Source organism: Streptomyces sp. NPDC003032 (genome assembly GCF_053591415.1).
On record NZ_JBSFTT010000019.1, the window covers coordinates 136,425 to 152,155 of the forward strand.

Annotated in this window: 10 protein-coding genes; 4 read left to right on the forward strand and 6 right to left on the reverse strand. The window is 69.3% G+C overall.

Annotation, left to right across the window (positions count from 1 at the left end; translation table 11 throughout):
- Positions 1 to 116: 116 nt before the first annotated feature.
- The 4 genes from ACWDZ7_RS25850 to ACWDZ7_RS25865 form a co-directional block, all read right to left on the reverse strand.
- Positions 117 to 1,727 carry an FAD-dependent oxidoreductase gene (locus tag ACWDZ7_RS25850; RefSeq protein ID WP_451800171.1) on the reverse strand — a complete coding sequence of 537 codons (1,611 nt, stop codon included), beginning with the start codon at positions 1,725 to 1,727 and terminating at the stop codon, positions 117 to 119.
- Between the two features lie 4 nt (positions 1,728 to 1,731).
- The gene (gene glpK, locus ACWDZ7_RS25855) at positions 1,732 to 3,276 is read right to left on the reverse strand and encodes a glycerol kinase GlpK (protein ID WP_451800172.1); all 1,545 of its coding nucleotides are present in this window, start codon (positions 3,274 to 3,276) and stop codon (positions 1,732 to 1,734) included.
- Positions 3,277 to 3,374: 98 nt separating this feature from the next.
- Positions 3,375 to 4,166, reverse strand: coding sequence for an MIP/aquaporin family protein (locus ACWDZ7_RS25860; RefSeq protein WP_451800174.1), 792 nt, complete (start codon positions 4,164 to 4,166; stop codon positions 3,375 to 3,377).
- Positions 4,167 to 4,456: 290 nt separating this feature from the next.
- On the reverse strand, positions 4,457 to 5,221 hold the full coding sequence (locus ACWDZ7_RS25865) for an IclR family transcriptional regulator (RefSeq protein ID WP_451800175.1): 765 nt from the start codon (positions 5,219 to 5,221) through the stop codon (positions 4,457 to 4,459).
- 278 nt (positions 5,222 to 5,499) lie between these two features.
- Here ACWDZ7_RS25865 and metH point away from each other — a divergent pair, with 278 nt between their 5' ends.
- From metH to ACWDZ7_RS25885, 4 genes are all read left to right on the forward strand, one after another.
- Complete coding sequence (gene metH, locus ACWDZ7_RS25870; protein WP_451800177.1) at positions 5,500 to 9,036, forward strand: methionine synthase; 3,537 nt, start codon at positions 5,500 to 5,502, stop codon at positions 9,034 to 9,036.
- 100 nt (positions 9,037 to 9,136) lie between these two features.
- The gene (locus ACWDZ7_RS25875; protein WP_451800178.1) at positions 9,137 to 9,832 is read left to right on the forward strand and encodes an HAD family hydrolase; all 696 of its coding nucleotides are present in this window, start codon (positions 9,137 to 9,139) and stop codon (positions 9,830 to 9,832) included.
- 338 nt (positions 9,833 to 10,170) lie between these two features.
- Entirely contained in the window at positions 10,171 to 11,778 is a 1,608-nt protein-coding gene (locus tag ACWDZ7_RS25880) for an ABC transporter substrate-binding protein (protein ID WP_451800180.1), read from the forward strand.
- Between the two features lie 62 nt (positions 11,779 to 11,840).
- Positions 11,841 to 13,427, forward strand: coding sequence for an ABC transporter substrate-binding protein (locus ACWDZ7_RS25885; RefSeq protein WP_451800181.1), 1,587 nt, complete (start codon positions 11,841 to 11,843; stop codon positions 13,425 to 13,427).
- A gap of 105 nt (positions 13,428 to 13,532) precedes the next feature.
- Here ACWDZ7_RS25885 and ACWDZ7_RS25890 read toward each other — a convergent pair whose 3' ends face one another.
- Positions 13,533 to 14,204: a response regulator gene (locus tag ACWDZ7_RS25890; RefSeq protein ID WP_447036411.1), complete on the reverse strand. Its 672-nt coding sequence runs from the start codon at positions 14,202 to 14,204 to the stop codon at positions 13,533 to 13,535.
- Between the two features lie 14 nt (positions 14,205 to 14,218).
- Positions 14,219 to 15,100 (reverse strand): RecB family exonuclease, encoded by an 882-nt coding sequence (locus ACWDZ7_RS25895; RefSeq protein WP_451800182.1) that lies wholly within the window; start codon positions 15,098 to 15,100, stop codon positions 14,219 to 14,221.
- Positions 15,101 to 15,731: the final 631 nt, after the last annotated feature.

Genomic DNA, 15,731 nt, shown 5'->3' on the forward strand with positions numbered 1-15,731 from the left:
TCGTAACTCCCGTCCGCGGCCCGCCACAGGGTGTCCCAGTGCGTGGACGCGTAAGGGGCGGCCTCCAGGGAGGCCGCCCCTTACCTACTGTCTATTCACCTACTGGTTATGGATCGTCAGGCCTTCTTGCCCAGCAGGTCCTCGACCTTGCCCCGCACCTCGTCCGTGGCCAGGCCGCGGATCGTCAGCGTCGTACGGCGGCGCAGCACGTCGTCCGCCGTCTCGGCCCACTCGTTGTCACGGGCGTAGACGACCTGCGCCCAGATCTCCGGGGCGTCCGGGTGGACGCGCTCGGCCAGCTCCGGGTTCTCGTTCGCCAGCCGGGCGATGTCGAAGGAGAGCGAACCGTAGTGCGTCGCCAGGTGCTTGGCGGTGTCGGCGGCCATGCGCGGGCCGGGCGCCGGGCCGTCCACCAGGAGGCGGTGGGCGACGGCGCGCGGGTTGGCGATACCGGGCAGCGGCAGCTTCTTCGGCAGCTCGGAGACCGGCTCGTAGTCCTCGCCGAGCGGGTGGCCCGGCAGCGACTCCAGCTTCTTCATCACCGTACGGCCGATGTGGCGGAAGGTCGTCCACTTGCCGCCCGCGACCGACAGCATGCCGCCCGCGCCCTCGGTGACGACCGTCTCGCGCTTGGCCTTCGAGGTGTCGCCGGGACCGCCGGGCAGCACCCGCAGACCCGCGAAGGAGTACGTGATCAGGTCGCGCGACAGCTGCTGGTCGCGGATGGAGAACGCGGCCTCGTCCAGGATCTGGGCGGTGTCGGACTCGGTGACGCGCACGTCCGCCGGGTCGCCCTCGAACTCCTCGTCGGTGGTGCCGAGCAGCAGCATGTCCTCCCAGGGGAGGGCGAAGGTGATGCGGTACTTGTCGATCGGCGTCGCGAGCGCGGCCTTCCAGGGGGCGGTGCGCTTGAGGACGAGGTGCGCGCCCTTGGAGAGGCGGATGGAGGGCGCCGCGCCCGGGTTCTCCATCTTGCGCAGGTGGTCGACCCACGGGCCGGTGGCGTTGAGCACGAGCCGGGCGTTCACGCCGAACTCGTCGCCGCTCATGCGGTCCTTGAGCTCCGCGCCCGTGACCCGGCCCTTGGTGAAGCGCAGGCCGGTGACCTCGGCGTGGTTGAGGACGGCGGCACCGGACTCGACGGCCGCGCGGACCGTCATCAGGGCCATGCGCGAGTCGTTCATCTGGTCGTCGCCGTAGACCGCGACGGCCTTGAGGTTGTCGGTCCGCAGCTCCGGCACGTCCTGCGCGGCCTTGGAGGGCGAGAGCAGGTGGCCGACGCCGTCGCCGAACGCGGACAGCGCGCTGTACGCGAAGACGCCCGCGCCCAGCTTGGCGGCGCCGTGCGGGCCGCCCTTGTAGACCGGCAGGTAGAAGGTGAGCGGGTTCGCCAGGTGGGGGGCCACCTGACGGGAGACCGCGCGACGCTCGAAGTGGTTCTCCGCGACCAGCTTCACCGCGCCGGTCTGCAGATAGCGCAGACCGCCGTGGAGCAGCTTGGAGGAGGCGGAGGAGGTGGCGCCGGCGAAGTCACCGGCGTCCACCAGGGCCACCCGCAGTCCCGACTGCGCGGCATGCCAGGCGGTGGAGATGCCCAGGATTCCGCCGCCGATCACCAGGAGGTCGTACGTCGCCTTGGAAAGCTGCTCCCGGGTCTCGGCGCGGCTCTGGTGGGAACCGGCGGCCGGATGCGTCCCAAGGGCAGGGACGCTCTGCAGGGTGGTCATTGTCTTACTCCTCGCCACTCTCATCGAGCCAGCCCATGGACCGTTCCACGGCCTTGAGCCAGCTCTTGTACTCACGGTCGCGGGTGCCCGCGTCCATGTTCGGGGTCCACTCGGCGGCCCGGCGCCAGTTGGCGCGCAGCTCGTCGGTCGAGGACCAGAAGCCGACGGCGAGACCGGCGGCGTAGGCGGCACCGAGGCAGGTCGTCTCGGCCACCATCGGGCGCACCACGGGCGCGTCGAGGAAGTCCGAGAGGGTCTGCATCAGCAGGTTGTTGGAGGTCATGCCGCCGTCGACCTTGAGGGCCGCGAGCTCGACGCCGGAGTCCTTCGTCATGGCGTCGGTGATCTCACGGGTCTGCCAGGCCGTGGCCTCCAGGACGGCGCGCGCGATGTGCGCCTTGGTGACGTACCGGGTCAGGCCGGCGATCACACCGCGGGCGTCGGAGCGCCAGTACGGGGCGAACAGGCCGGAGAAGGCCGGTACGAAGTAGGCGCCGCCGTTGTCCTCGACCGACGACGCGAGCGTCTCGATCTCGGCGGCGGAGTTGATCAGGCCCATCTGGTCGCGCATCCACTGCACCAGCGAACCGGTGACGGCGATGGAACCCTCCAGGGCGTAGACCGGCTTCTGCTCGCCGATCTGGTAGCCGACCGTGGTCAGCAGGCCCGAGTAGGAGTTGATGGCCTTGTCACCGGTGTTCATCAGCATGAAGGTGCCGGTGCCGTACGTGGACTTGGCCTCGCCCTCGGCGAAGCAGGTCTGGCCGAACAGGGCCGCCTGCTGGTCGCCGAGCGCGGAGGCGACGGGGATGCCGCCGAGCAGGTCGCCGAGGGCGCCGCCGGTGACCTCGCCGTAGACCTCGGCGGAGGAGCGGATCTCGGGGAGCATCTGCGCGGGGACGCCGATGGACTCGCAGATGCGCTCGTCCCACTCCATCTTGTGCAGGTTCATCAGCATGGTGCGGGAGGCGTTGGTGACGTCGGTGACGTGCTTGCCGCCGTCGACCCCGCCGGTCAGGTTCCAGATGACCCAGGAGTCCATGGTGCCGAAGAGGATGTCGCCCGCCTCGGCGCGCTCGCGCAGGCCCTCGACGTTGTCGAGCAGCCAGCGGGCCTTGGGGCCCGCGAAGTAGGAGGCCAGCGGGAGGCCGGTCTCGCGGCGGAAGCGGTCCTTGCCGACGTTGCGGGCGAGCTCCCGGCAGAGCGCGTCGGTGCGGGTGTCCTGCCAGACGATGGCGTTGTGCACCGGCTCGCCGGTGTTCTTGTCCCACAGCAGCGTGGTCTCACGCTGGTTGGTGATGCCGATCGCCTTGATGTCGTCACGGGTGATGCCGGCCTTGGAGACGGCTCCGGCGACGACCTCCTGGACGTTGGTCCAGATCTCGGTGGCGTCGTGCTCGACCCAGCCCGGCTTCGGGAAGATCTGCTCGTGCTCCTTCTGGTCGACGGAGACGATCCGGCCGTCCTTGTCGAAGACGATGCAGCGGCTCGAAGTGGTGCCCTGGTCGATGGCCGCGATGAAGGGGCCTGCGGTGTGTGCGTCGGTCACGGTGTGCTCCAGAATTCTCTGCTGACGGCTCTCAAGCGTCTTGGGCGGTCATCCGTCTTAGGCGGTCATCGGTCGCTGTCGCGGGTCTACTTGAACGCCTACTTGAAGGCGACGTTGTAGAGACCGCCGGCGATGGCGCCGCCGATCAGCGGACCGACGATCGGCACCCAGGCGTACGACCAGTCCGAGCTGCCCTTGTTCGGCAGCGGGAGCACGGCGTGGATGATGCGGGGACCGAGGTCACGGACCGGGTTGATGGCGTAGCCCGTGGGGCCGCCGAGCGAGAGGCCGATGCCGACCACGACGAGGGCGGTGATCAGGGCGCCGAGGACACCGAGGCCGTTGCCGCCGTCGTTCAGGCCCTGCGTGAGGATGGCGAGGACCAGGACGACCGTGGCGATGATCTCCGTCAGCACGTTCTGGACGTAGTTGCGGATCTCGGGGCCGGTCGAGAAGACGCCGAGCACCGGGCCGGCCGCGGGGGCGGCCTTCTGGTCGACCAGGCCCTCCTCCATCGGCTGCGCCGCGAGGATCTCGGGGTCGGTCAGATGGGCCTTGAACTGGCCCATGTACGTGACCCACACCAGGAGGGCGCCGATCATGGCGCCGAGCAGCTGCGAGGCCAGGTAGAGCGGAACGTTGCCCCACTTGGTGCCGCCCTCGATCGCGAGGCCGAGCGTGACCGCCGGGTTGAGGTGGGCGCCGGAGACGCCGCCCGCGAGGTAGGCACCGGTCAGTACGGCGAAGCCCCACCCGAAGGTGATGGCGAGCCAGCCGGCGTCCTTGGCCTTCGAGCGCTTGAGCGTGACGGCGGCGCACACGCCACCGCCCAGCAGGATGAGCACGGCGGTACCGATGGTCTCGCCGATGAAGATGTCGGAGCTGGACACCCGCGACTCCTTTGTCCTTCGTCCAGGGGAAGGCGAACCCCGGGTCCCTCCGGTGGTCCGCGACCTCAGGTGAGGTCGTTGCCGGCCCTGGCCTTGCCATCACTCTAGCGCGTAATGCCGGTAGGTGTTCGACAATGCCGACCGATGGACGCGAGTCTCGCCCCGGGGTTACTCGCTCGTCAAGAGTTCTGTTATTGAAAACACGATCGTTATTGATCGTTTCGCCTTATCGGTGGAACCGCGGCACGAACGGGGGCGCGCCCCGTGGGAAAGCGGGGTGCGGCCGCAGGTCAGAAGCGCCCGGCGCCCAGGTCCCGCGAGACGGCGCGCGCGCAGTCCCGGACGGCGGCGATCAGCTCGGGCCGCAGCTCCCCGTCCTTGCAGATGCGCTCCACGGCGCCCGTGACGCCGACCGCGCCGACCGGCATGCGGCGCCGGTCGTGGATGGGGGCCGCCACGGAGGCGATGCCCTCCCAGGTCTCCTCGACGTCGGCCGCGTACCCGCGCGCGCGGGTCAGGTCGAGGACGCCCTCGAAGTCGTCGGGGTCGGTCAGGGTGTGCACGGTGAAGGTCTTGCGCTCGGCGTCGACGGCTTCGTTGTGCGCGACCGGGTCGTACGCGGACAGGACCTTGCCCAGCGCCGTGGAGTGCAGCGGCTGCATGGCCCCCACCTCCAGGACCTGGCGGCTGTCGTCGGGCCGGAAGACGTGGTGGACGATCAGGACGCCCTGCTGGTGGAACACGCCGAGGTGGACGCTCTCGCCGCTGGAGCGGGCCAGGTCGTCGGTCCACACCAGGGCGCGGGCCCGCAGCTCGTGCACGTCCAGATAGCTGTTGCCGAGGCGCAGCAGTTCGGCGCCCAGCTGATAGCGGCCCGACGCGGGGTCCTGCTCGACGAAGCCCTCCGCCTGGAGGGTGCGCAGGATGCCGTGGGCCGTACCCTTGGCGAGGTCGAGCGCGGAGGCGATCTCCGAGAGACCGAGCCGTCGCTCGCCGCCCGCGAGCAGTCGCAGCATCGCCGCGGCCCTTTCGAGCGACTGGATGTTGCGTGCCATCGCAGCCCCGACCTCCGTCCCCTCGCACCACACAGTCGACGTTCGACAATGCTGAACACTATCGGTCGTTGTCGACCTCTCGCCAATGCCCGGACAACCCGTGTTGCCCCGCTTCCCCATGTCAAGCACCCGTTCGAGCCAGGCTCGGCCGCCCGTTCGCCCCCGTCCGCCCCGTGGACGTCTTCACAACGGGACGTCGGTCCCGGCTACCCTGGCCGAGTGCGCCCTCCAACAGAAGGCGCAAAGCCGACAGCCGTCGCACTCCAGGGAGCTCTTTCATGGCCTCGTCGCCGACCCCGTCCTCGCAGTCCACGCCTGTTTCGTCCGAGAGCAGGGCCCGAGCCGACGCCCTCCGCGAGGCCCTCGCCACCCGCGTGGTCGTGGCCGACGGCGCGATGGGCACCATGCTCCAGGCGCAGGACCCGACCCTGGAGGACTTCCAGAACCTCGAGGGCTGCAACGAAGTCCTGAACGTCACCCGTCCCGACATCGTGCGCTCCGTGCACGAGGAGTACTTCGCCGTCGGCGTCGACTGCGTGGAGACGAACACGTTCGGCGCGAACTTCGCGGCTCTGAACGAGTACGACATCCCCGAGCGCAACTTCGAGCTCTCCGAGGCGGGCGCCCGCATCGCCCGCGAGGTCGCCGACGAGTACACGGACAGGACCGGGCAGCAGCGCTGGGTCCTCGGCTCCATGGGCCCCGGCACCAAGCTGCCGACCCTGGGCCACGCCCCGTACACCGTGCTGCGCGACGCTTACCAGATCAACGCCGAGGGCATGATCGCGGGCGGCGCCGACGCCCTCCTGGTGGAGACCACCCAGGACCTGCTGCAGACCAAGGCCGCCATCCTCGGCGCCCGCCGCGCCCTGGACGCCACCGGCGCGAACCTCCCGGTGATCTGCTCCGTCACCGTCGAGACCACCGGCACGATGCTGCTGGGCTCCGAGATCGGCGCCGCGCTGACGGCCCTGGAGCCGCTCGGCATCGACATGATCGGCCTGAACTGCGCCACCGGCCCCGCCGAGATGAGCGAGCACCTGCGCTACCTCGCCCGCCACTCGCGCGTCCCGATCTCCTGCATGCCCAACGCCGGTCTGCCCGTCCTCGGCAAGGACGGCGCCCACTACCCCCTGACGGCGCCGGAGCTGGCCGACGCCCAGGAGGCCTTCGTACGCGAATACGGCCTGTCCCTGGTCGGCGGCTGCTGCGGCACCACCCCCGAGCATCTGCGCCAGGTCGTCGAGCGCGTGCGCGGTGTGCGGGCCCCGGCCCGCGACCCGCACCCCGAGCCGGGCGCCGCCTCGCTCTACCAGACGGTGCCGTTCCGCCAGGACACCGCGTACATGGCGATCGGTGAGCGGACGAACGCCAACGGGTCGAAGAAGTTCCGTGAGGCGATGCTGGAGGGCCGCTGGGACGACTGTGTGGAGATGGCCCGCGACCAGATCCGCGAGGGCGCGCACATGCTCGACCTCTGCGTCGACTATGTGGGCCGTGACGGCGTCGCCGACATGGCCGAACTCGCCGGCCGCTTCGCGACCGCCTCCACCTTGCCCATCGTCCTGGACTCCACCGAACTCCCCGTTCTGCGGGCGGGGCTGGAGAAGCTGGGCGGGCGCGCGGTGATCAACTCCGTCAACTACGAGGACGGTGACGGCCCCGAGTCGCGTTTCGCGAAGGTGACCGCGCTGGCCAAGGAGCACGGGGCGGCGCTGATCGCGCTGACCATCGACGAGGAGGGCCAGGCCCGCTCCACCGAGCACAAGGTCGCCGTCGCCGAACGCCTGATCGACGATCTGACCGGCAACTGGGGCATCCACGAGTCGGACATCCTCATCGACACCCTGACCTTCACCATCTGCACCGGTCAGGAGGAGTCCCGCAAGGACGGCGTCCACACCATCGAGGCCATCCGCGAACTCAAGCGCCGCCACCCGCAGGTGCAGACCACGCTGGGCCTGTCCAACATCTCCTTCGGCCTCAACCCGGCTGCCCGCGTCCTGCTGAACTCCGTCTTCCTGGACGAGTGCGTCAAGGCGGGCCTGGACTCCGCGATCGTGCACGCCTCCAAGATCCTGCCGATCGCCCGCTTCGACGACGAACAGGTCACCACCGCCCTCGACCTCATCCATGACCGCCGCGCCGAGGGCTATGACCCCCTGCAAAAGCTCATGCAGCTCTTCGAGGGCGTCAACATGAAGTCCCTGAAGGCGGGCAAGGCGGAAGAACTCCTCGCCCTGCCGCTGGACGAGCGCCTCCAGCGCCGCATCATCGACGGCGAGAAGAACGGCCTGGAGGCCGACCTCGACGAGGCCCTTCAGGACACGCCCGCCCTCGACATCGTCAACAACACCCTCCTGGAGGGCATGAAGGTCGTCGGCGAACTGTTCGGCTCCGGCCAGATGCAGCTGCCCTTCGTGCTCCAGTCCGCCGAGGTCATGAAGACGGCGGTCGCCTACCTGGAGCCGCACATGGAGAAGGTCGAGGGCGACGAGGGCAAGGGCACCATCGTCCTGGCCACCGTCCGCGGTGACGTGCACGACATCGGCAAGAACCTCGTCGACATCATCCTGTCCAACAACGGCTACAACGTCGTCAACCTCGGCATCAAGCAGCCCGTCTCCGCGATCCTGGACGCCGCAGAGGAACACCGGGCCGACGTGATCGGCATGTCCGGCCTCCTGGTCAAGTCCACCGTGATCATGAAGGAGAACCTGGAGGAGCTCAACCAGCGCAAGATGGCCGCCGACTTCCCGGTGATCCTCGGCGGCGCCGCCCTGACCCGCGCCTACGTCGAACAAGACCTCCACGAGATCTACGAGGGCGAAGTCCGCTACGCCCGCGACGCCTTCGAGGGCCTGCGCCTGATGGACGCCCTCATCGCGGTCAAGCGAGGCGTGCCCGGCGCCACCCTGCCCGAGCTGAAGCAGCGCCGCGTGCCCACCAAGGCCACGACGGCCGTCCTGGAGGCCGACGAGGAGGGGCCCGCCCGCTCGGACGTGGCCACTGACAACCCGGTGCCCACCCCGCCGTTCTGGGGCACCCGCGTCGTCAAGGGCATCCAGCTCAAGGAGTACGCCTCCTGGCTCGACGAAGGCGCCCTCTTCAAGGGCCAGTGGGGCCTCAAGCAGGCACGCACCGGTGACGGACCCTCGTACGAAGAACTCGTCGAGACCGAGGGACGCCCGCGACTGCGTGGCTGGCTGGACGAGCTGCACACCAAGAACATGCTGGAGGCGGCCGTCGTGCACGGCTACTTCCCGTGCGTGTCCAAGGGCGACGACCTGATCATCCTGAACGACGACGGCTCCGAGCGCACCCGCTTCACCTTCCCGCGCCAGCGCCGCGGGCGCCGGCTGTGCCTCGCGGACTTCTTCCGCCCCGAGGAGTCCGGCGAGACCGACGTCGTCGGCCTCCAGGTCGTCACCGTAGGCTCGAAGATCGGCGAGGCGACCGCCGAGCTTTTCGCCGCCGACTCCTACCGCGACTACCTCGAACTCCACGGCCTGTCCGTCCAGTTGGCCGAGGCGCTCGCCGAGTATTGGCACGCCCGCGTCCGCGCCGAGCTGGGCTTCGGCGGCGAGGACCCCGCCGCCGTCCAGGACATGTTCGACCTGAAGTACCGCGGCGCCCGCTTCTCGCTCGGCTACGGTGCCTGCCCCGATCTGGAGGACCGCGCCAAGATCGCCGAACTGCTGCGGCCCGAGCGGATCGGCGTCCAGCTCTCCGAGGAGTTCCAGCTCCACCCCGAGCAGTCCACGGACGCGATCGTCATCCACCACCCCGAGGCGAAGTACTTCAACGCGCGCTGATCCCGGTCAGTCGTACACTGGTCGGTCCAGTGCGGGCCGGTTGCCTTCTCGTCAAAAGCGGGCAACCGGCCTTCTCGTCCCTCATGGAAGGTGTGGTCGCATGACCAGTACGGTTCCCGCGCTCGGCACCCGAACGGCCGAAGGCTCCGCTCTGCAGGCCGTGCTCCTCGACATGGACGGCACCCTCGTCGACACCGAGGGCTTCTGGTGGGACGCCGAGGTCGAGGTCTTCGCCCGCCTGGGCCACACGCTCGACGAGGCCTGGCGCGACGTCGTCGTCGGCGGCCCCATGACGCGCAGCGCGGGTTTCCTCATCGACTCCACGGGCGCCGACATCACCCTCGACGAGCTGACCGTGCTGCTCAACGACGGCTTCGAGGACCGCATCAGCCGCTCGCTGCCGCTGATGCCGGGCGCCGCGCGGCTGCTGGCCGAACTCGCGGCGCACGAGGTCCCGATGGCCCTGGTCTCCGCCTCGCACCGGCGCATCATCGACCGCGTCCTCGACTCGATCGGCGCCCACCACTTCGAACTCACCGTCGCCGGCGACGAGGTGGCCCGCACCAAGCCCCACCCCGACCCCTACCTCCTGGCGGCCGCGGGGATCGGCGCGGAGCCCACCAGATGCGCCGTCATCGAGGACACCGCGACCGGCGTCGCCGCCGCGGAGGCGGCAGGCTGCCGGGTGGTGGCCGTGCCGTCGGTCGCGCCCATCCCGGCGATGGCGGGACGCACCGTCGTCCCCTCCCTCGAACACGTCAACCTTCCTTTCCTGCAAGGCCTCATGCCCCTCTGACAGTTCCGGTTCAAGCCCGGTCAGGGGTGTGACGTTTCCCACTCCAAAGGGGGTCGACAGAGGGGCCGGTGTGTGCAGAACACCCTGGTGGGGTCCCTGGTGGCGTGGCGTTTGGTCCCGTTTGGTGGGAGCGTGCACGAAACCTTCCGGTGTCGGGTTATCGGTGTGTCCACGCCCGGTTTCACTGCGTGATTGAGGCACCGCTCCCACCCCATCCGGCGCTCAACTGGTGCGGACTAATGTCGTCGCGAGAACATCGCCCCACCCCCCGTGCCCCATCAACCCTCACCCCGCGTTGCGGGATTCACGGGATCCAAGAGCTCTGGAGAACGTCGAGCATGAACCGCAAGACTTTGGTGCTGCCGGCTGTCATAGGTCTGCTCGCCCCCGCACTCGCCGCGTGCGGTGGTTCGGGCAGCGGCGACGGCGACGACGCGATCACTGTCGGCACCACGGACGCGTTCGCCATCTCGAAGGAGGTCCCGGCGCCCTTCGACCCCGCGTACGCCTACGACGCCGGGTCCTGGAACCTGCTGCGCCAGACCGTCCAGACGCTCATGGCCCTGCCCCGCGGCGGCGGCGACCCGCAGCCCGAGGCCGCCGAGCAGTGCGGCTTCACCGACACGGGCAATGAGCGCTACGCCTGCACCCTGCGCAAGGGCCTGACGTTCTCCGACGGCAAGCCGCTGACGGCCGCCGATGTGAAGTTCTCCATCGAGCGGGTCCGCGACATCAAGATCAAGGACCCCAGCGGCTCGGACGCCCTGGTGGCGAACGTCGAGGAGATCGAGACCCAGGGCGATCGCGGCATCGTCTTCCACCTCAAGACGCCCGACGCGACGTTCCCGTACAAGCTGGCCACGCCCACCGCCGGCATCATCAGCAAGGACCACTACAGCAAGAACAAGCTCCGCGACGGCTTCGAGGTCTCCGGCTCCGGCCCGTACACCGCGGAGCAGGAGGTCGAGGACGACCGCCTGGTCAAGACGGTGTTCACCAAGAACCCCCACTACAAGGGCGAGTTCGAGCCCCAGAGCGACAAGGTGGAGCTGCGCAACTTCGCGGACACCGGGTCCATGGGCAAGGCGCTCGAGGACGGCGACATCGACCTGATGACGCGCACCATGTCGCCCGAGCAGGTCAAGGAGCTCGACGGCTCCTCGGACAAGAAGATCGACCTGGTCGAGATGCAGGGTCTGGAGATCCGCTACCTGGCCTTCAACACCGAGGCCGCCACGGTCAAGAGCAAGGCCGTGCGCCAGGCCATGGCACAGGTCGTCGACCGCGGCGCGCTCGCCTCCGCGGTCTACGGCTCGACGGCCGACCCGCTGTTCTCGCTGGTGCCCTCCACCATCACGGGCCACGCCAACTCGTTCTTCAACAAGTACGGCAACCCGAGCCCGTCCAAGGCCCGTTCCCTCCTCGGCAAGGCGAACATCACCACGCCGGTGAAGCTGACGCTGCACTACACCACCGACCACTACGGCCCGGGCACCAAGAAGGAGTTCGAACTGCTGAAGAAGCAGCTGAACGACTCCGGCCTCTTCGACGTCTCGATCAAGGGCACGCCGTGGAGCACGTTCCGCGCGGCCGAGCGCGACGGCGAGTACGACGTGTACGGCATGGGCTGGTTCCCCGACTTCCCCGACGCGGACAACTTCCTCGCGCCGTTCCTCGACAAGGACAACTTCCTCGGATCGCCGTACGTCAACAAGGACATCAACGACCAGCTGATCCCCACCTCGCGTCGTGAGGCGGACCGGCTGGCCGCGTCCAAGAGCATCCGCAAGATCCAGGACATCGTCGCCGAGGACGTCCCCGTGCTCCCGCTGTGGCAGGGCAAGCAGTACATCGCCGCGCGCGACGACATCACAGGCGTCGAGTGGGCCCTCAACTCCTCCTCGAACCTCCAGCTGTGGGAGCTCGGCCGCGGCGTGAGCGGCTGACGCCGCCCGCCCCACCACCCCCACAGGTTCCACCGCACGACCTCAACAACTAAGGCACGTACGTGAAATGTCGTAACCAGTGGCTGGCCCTTCCCCTCACGGGAGGGCTCGCCGCCGCCCTGCTGACCGGCTGCGGAACGGAGTCCGGCGGGGCTGGTGACACGGGCGAGGCAGTCGTGATGGGGATGTCCGACGACATCCTCGCCACCGACCCGGCGTCCGGCTACGACCCCGGGTCGTGGCTCCTGTTCAACAACGTCTTCCAGTCCCTCCTGAGCTTCCCCAAGGGCGGCACGGAACCGGAGCCGGAGGCCGCCAAGAGCTGCGGCTTCACCGACACGGAGGCGAAGGTCTTCAAGTGCGAGCTGCGTGACGGGCTGAAGTTCAGCAACGGCAACGCCCTCACGTCGAAGGACGTCAAGTTCTCCTTCGACCGCATGCGGAAGATCAACGACGACACCGGCCCGGCGATCATGTTCCCGATGCTGGACAGCGTCCGGACCCCCGACGCCGAGACCGTCGTCTTCCGGCTCAAGTACCCCGACGCGACCTTCCCCAGCAAGATCGCCTCGGGCGCGGGCTCGATCGTGGACCACCGCGAGTACGACATGAACGGGCTGCGCGAGGACGGCGAGGCCGTCGGCTCCGGCCCGTACAAGCTCGACTCGTTCGACAAGGAGCAGGCGACCTTCTCCGTCAACTCCTCCTACACGGGCACGGCCAAGGTCAAGAACGAGGGCGTGGCCCTCAAGTTCTTCCACGGCGACCAGAAGGGCCTGAAGAAGGCGCTCCTGGACAACGACGTCGACCTGGCCTACCGAGGCCTCGCCGCCGCCGACATCGCGGACATCGAGCGGGACACGTCCAAGGCCGGCCAGGACGTCGACATCGTCGAGGGCACCAGCGCCGAGGTGCAGCACCTGGTCTTCAACATGAAGGACCCGGTGGCGGGCAAGCTCGGCGTGCGCAAGGCCATCGCCTACCTCCTGGACCGGGACGCCCTGGTCCAAGAGGTCTACAAGGACACGGCCACCCCGCTGTACTCGATCGTCCCCGCGGGCATCGGCGGCCACAACACCGCGTTCTTCGACACCTACGGCGCCCGTCCGCAGCGCGCGAAGGCCGCCTCCGCACTGCGCGACGCCGGCCTCGACGGCAAGGTCAAGCTCACGCTCTGGTCGACGCCCTCGCGCTACGGCCCGGCCACGGACCAGGAGCTGAACGCCATCGCCAAGCAGCTCAACGCGTCCGGCCTCTTCGACGCCGATGTGAAGTCCGTCGAGTTCGAGCAGTACGAGAAGGACATCGCGGCCGGCAAGTACGGCGTCTACGTCAAGGGCTGGGTGCCGGACTACCCGGACCCGGACAACTTCACGCAGCCGTTCTTCGGCAAGGGCAACGTCCTCGGCAACCACTTCGAGAACAGCGCCATCACCGGCAAGATCATCCCTGGCACGGCGACCGAGAGCGACCGCACCAGGACCGACAAGCAGTACGCCGAACTGCAGGACATCGTGGCCGAGCAGGTGCCGGTCCTGCCGGTCTGGCAGGCCAAGCAGTACGCCGTCGTCCGCGACAACGTCTACGGCCTGGAGTCCTGCCTGGACGCCTCGACGGTCTTCCGCTTCTGGGAGATCAGCAAGGGCTGATCAGAGGTGACCGCGCGTGACGCGGGCGATCGCGTGTGATGGTGAACGACGACGGTGGCCGCCCCCTCGGGGACGGCCACCGTCGTCGTTCCCACACCCTCGGGACTACTGCGCACCTGGACGGACGAGGCCGCTCTCGTACGCGTACACCGCGGCCTGTACCCGGTCGCGCAGGCGCAACTTCGTGAGCACATGGCCGACATGGGTCTTCACGGTCGTCTCGCTCACGAAGAGGTCGGCCGCGATCTCCGCGTTCGACAGGCCGCGGGCCACCAGCTTCAGGACCTCGACCTCGCGCTCGGTGAGCGTGTGCAGGGTGTCCGGCACCGGCTCGTCGCCGGACGGAAGGTGCGCGGAGTACTTGTCGAGCAGCCTGCGCGTGATGCTCGGCGCGAGCATCGCCTCGCCCGCGGCGACCACCCGGATCGCCTGCACCAGTTCGTTCGCCGGAGCGTCCTTGAGGAGGAAGCCGCTGGCACCGGCGCGCAGCGCCTCCACCACGTACTCGTCCAGGTCGAAGGTGGTCAGCACCAGGACCTTCGCCGGACCGTCGCGGCCGGGCCCGGTGATCTGCCGGGTCGCCTCGACGCCGTCCATCCGCGGCATACGGATGTCCATGAGCACCACATCGGGCTGCAGCGCCCGCACCTGATCAAGAGCCTGCAGGCCGTCTCCGGCCTCGCCGACGACCGCGATGTCCTGCTCGGCCTCCAGAATCATCCGGAACCCGGTGCGCAACAGCGGCTGGTCATCGACCAGTAGCACGCGGATGGCCACGTAACACTCCTTAGCTAGCCCGGGCCCATTCTGCCCTGCTCGCTCCGCGTGGACTCGGGCGCCCTGAGAGGAAGCGGATACGGCGGGGGAGTCCCACCGAATTCCGGACATACGGCTTGGTGATCGCACCAACCGCACAATTTCGTCGGCCGGGGCCGCCACTCGCCCGTCGCCGTGGCCAGCTCGATCGCCTCCCAGAGCGCGAGCAGCTTCCGCTCGACCCGCTCCAGGTCCGCCACGACCGGGTCGTACGTGATGACGTCGCCGCTGCCCAGATAGACGAGCTGGAGGCGGCGCGGGACGACGCCCTTCAGCCGCCAAACCACCAGGGCGTAGAACTTCATCTGGAACAGCGCGCCCTCCGCGTACTCCGGGCGGGGGGCCTTGCCCGTCTTGTAGTCGACGATGCGGACGTCTCCCGAAGGGGTGACGTCGACGCGGTCGATGATGCCGCGCAGCTTCAGGCCCGACGCCAGCTCGGCCTGTACGAACAGCTCGCGCTCGGCGGGCTCCAGGCGGGTCGGGTCCTCCAGCGTGAACCAGCGCTCGACGAGCTTCTCCGCGTCCGACAGCCAGCGCGCCATGCGCTCGCCCTCCGGGTCGTCGGCGAACAGCTCGGTCAGCTCGGGCTTGGTCTCGCGCAGCCGGTCCCACTGGCCGGGGATGAGCGACTTGGCGCGCGGGGCCGTGCGCTCGCTCGCGGGCGCGTCGAAGAGTCTTTCCAGGACGGCGTGGACCAGCGTGCCCCTGGTGGCGGCCTCGCTCGGCTTCTCGGGCAGCTTGTCGATCACCCGGAACCGGTAGAGCAAGGGGCACTGCATGAAGTCGCCCGCGCGCGAGGGCGACAGGGATGCCGGGCGCACGGCCGCCGCGGCACCGTGGGTGCTGGTTTCCATGAGAACAGACCCTACGACCCGCCACTGACAACAGCCGCATACCATCGACGGCAGACCCTCTCGCCCTGCATGATCGTGCAGGTAATCGCGCCATAGCGGGCGGGAGACGCTTCGATCGAGGGGACATCGTGGACGAAAGCGGCGAGAGCGGCAGGCCGCAGTCCGACGGCACCGAGGACCTGCGACCGCGCGACCGGCCCGACTCCTCCGAGCCACCGCCACACCGCCCGGCCGGCGCCACGGACGAGGCGTCACAGCCCCGACAGCCCACCCCGGCGCCCGCCCAGCAGGAGCAGACCAACCCCACTCCTCCCACCCCCCAACCCCCCGCACCCCAGCAGCCGACGCCACAGCAGCCCCCGCCCGAGCGGCCCGCGCCGCAGGAGCCCGCGTCTGAGCGGCCGGCGCCGCAGGAGTCCGCGCCGCAACACCCGACGCCTCAGCGGCCGGCGCCGCGAGAGCCCGCGTCCCAGCAGCCGACGCCGCGAGAGTCCGCACCTGAACGGCGGGCGCCGCAGGAGTCCGCGCCGCAGCGGTCCGCGCCGCCGCAGTCTGCGTCCGAGCGGCCCGCGCCGCAGGAGTCCACGTCTGAGCGGCCCGCGCCGCAAGAGCCCGCACCTGAGCGGCCCGC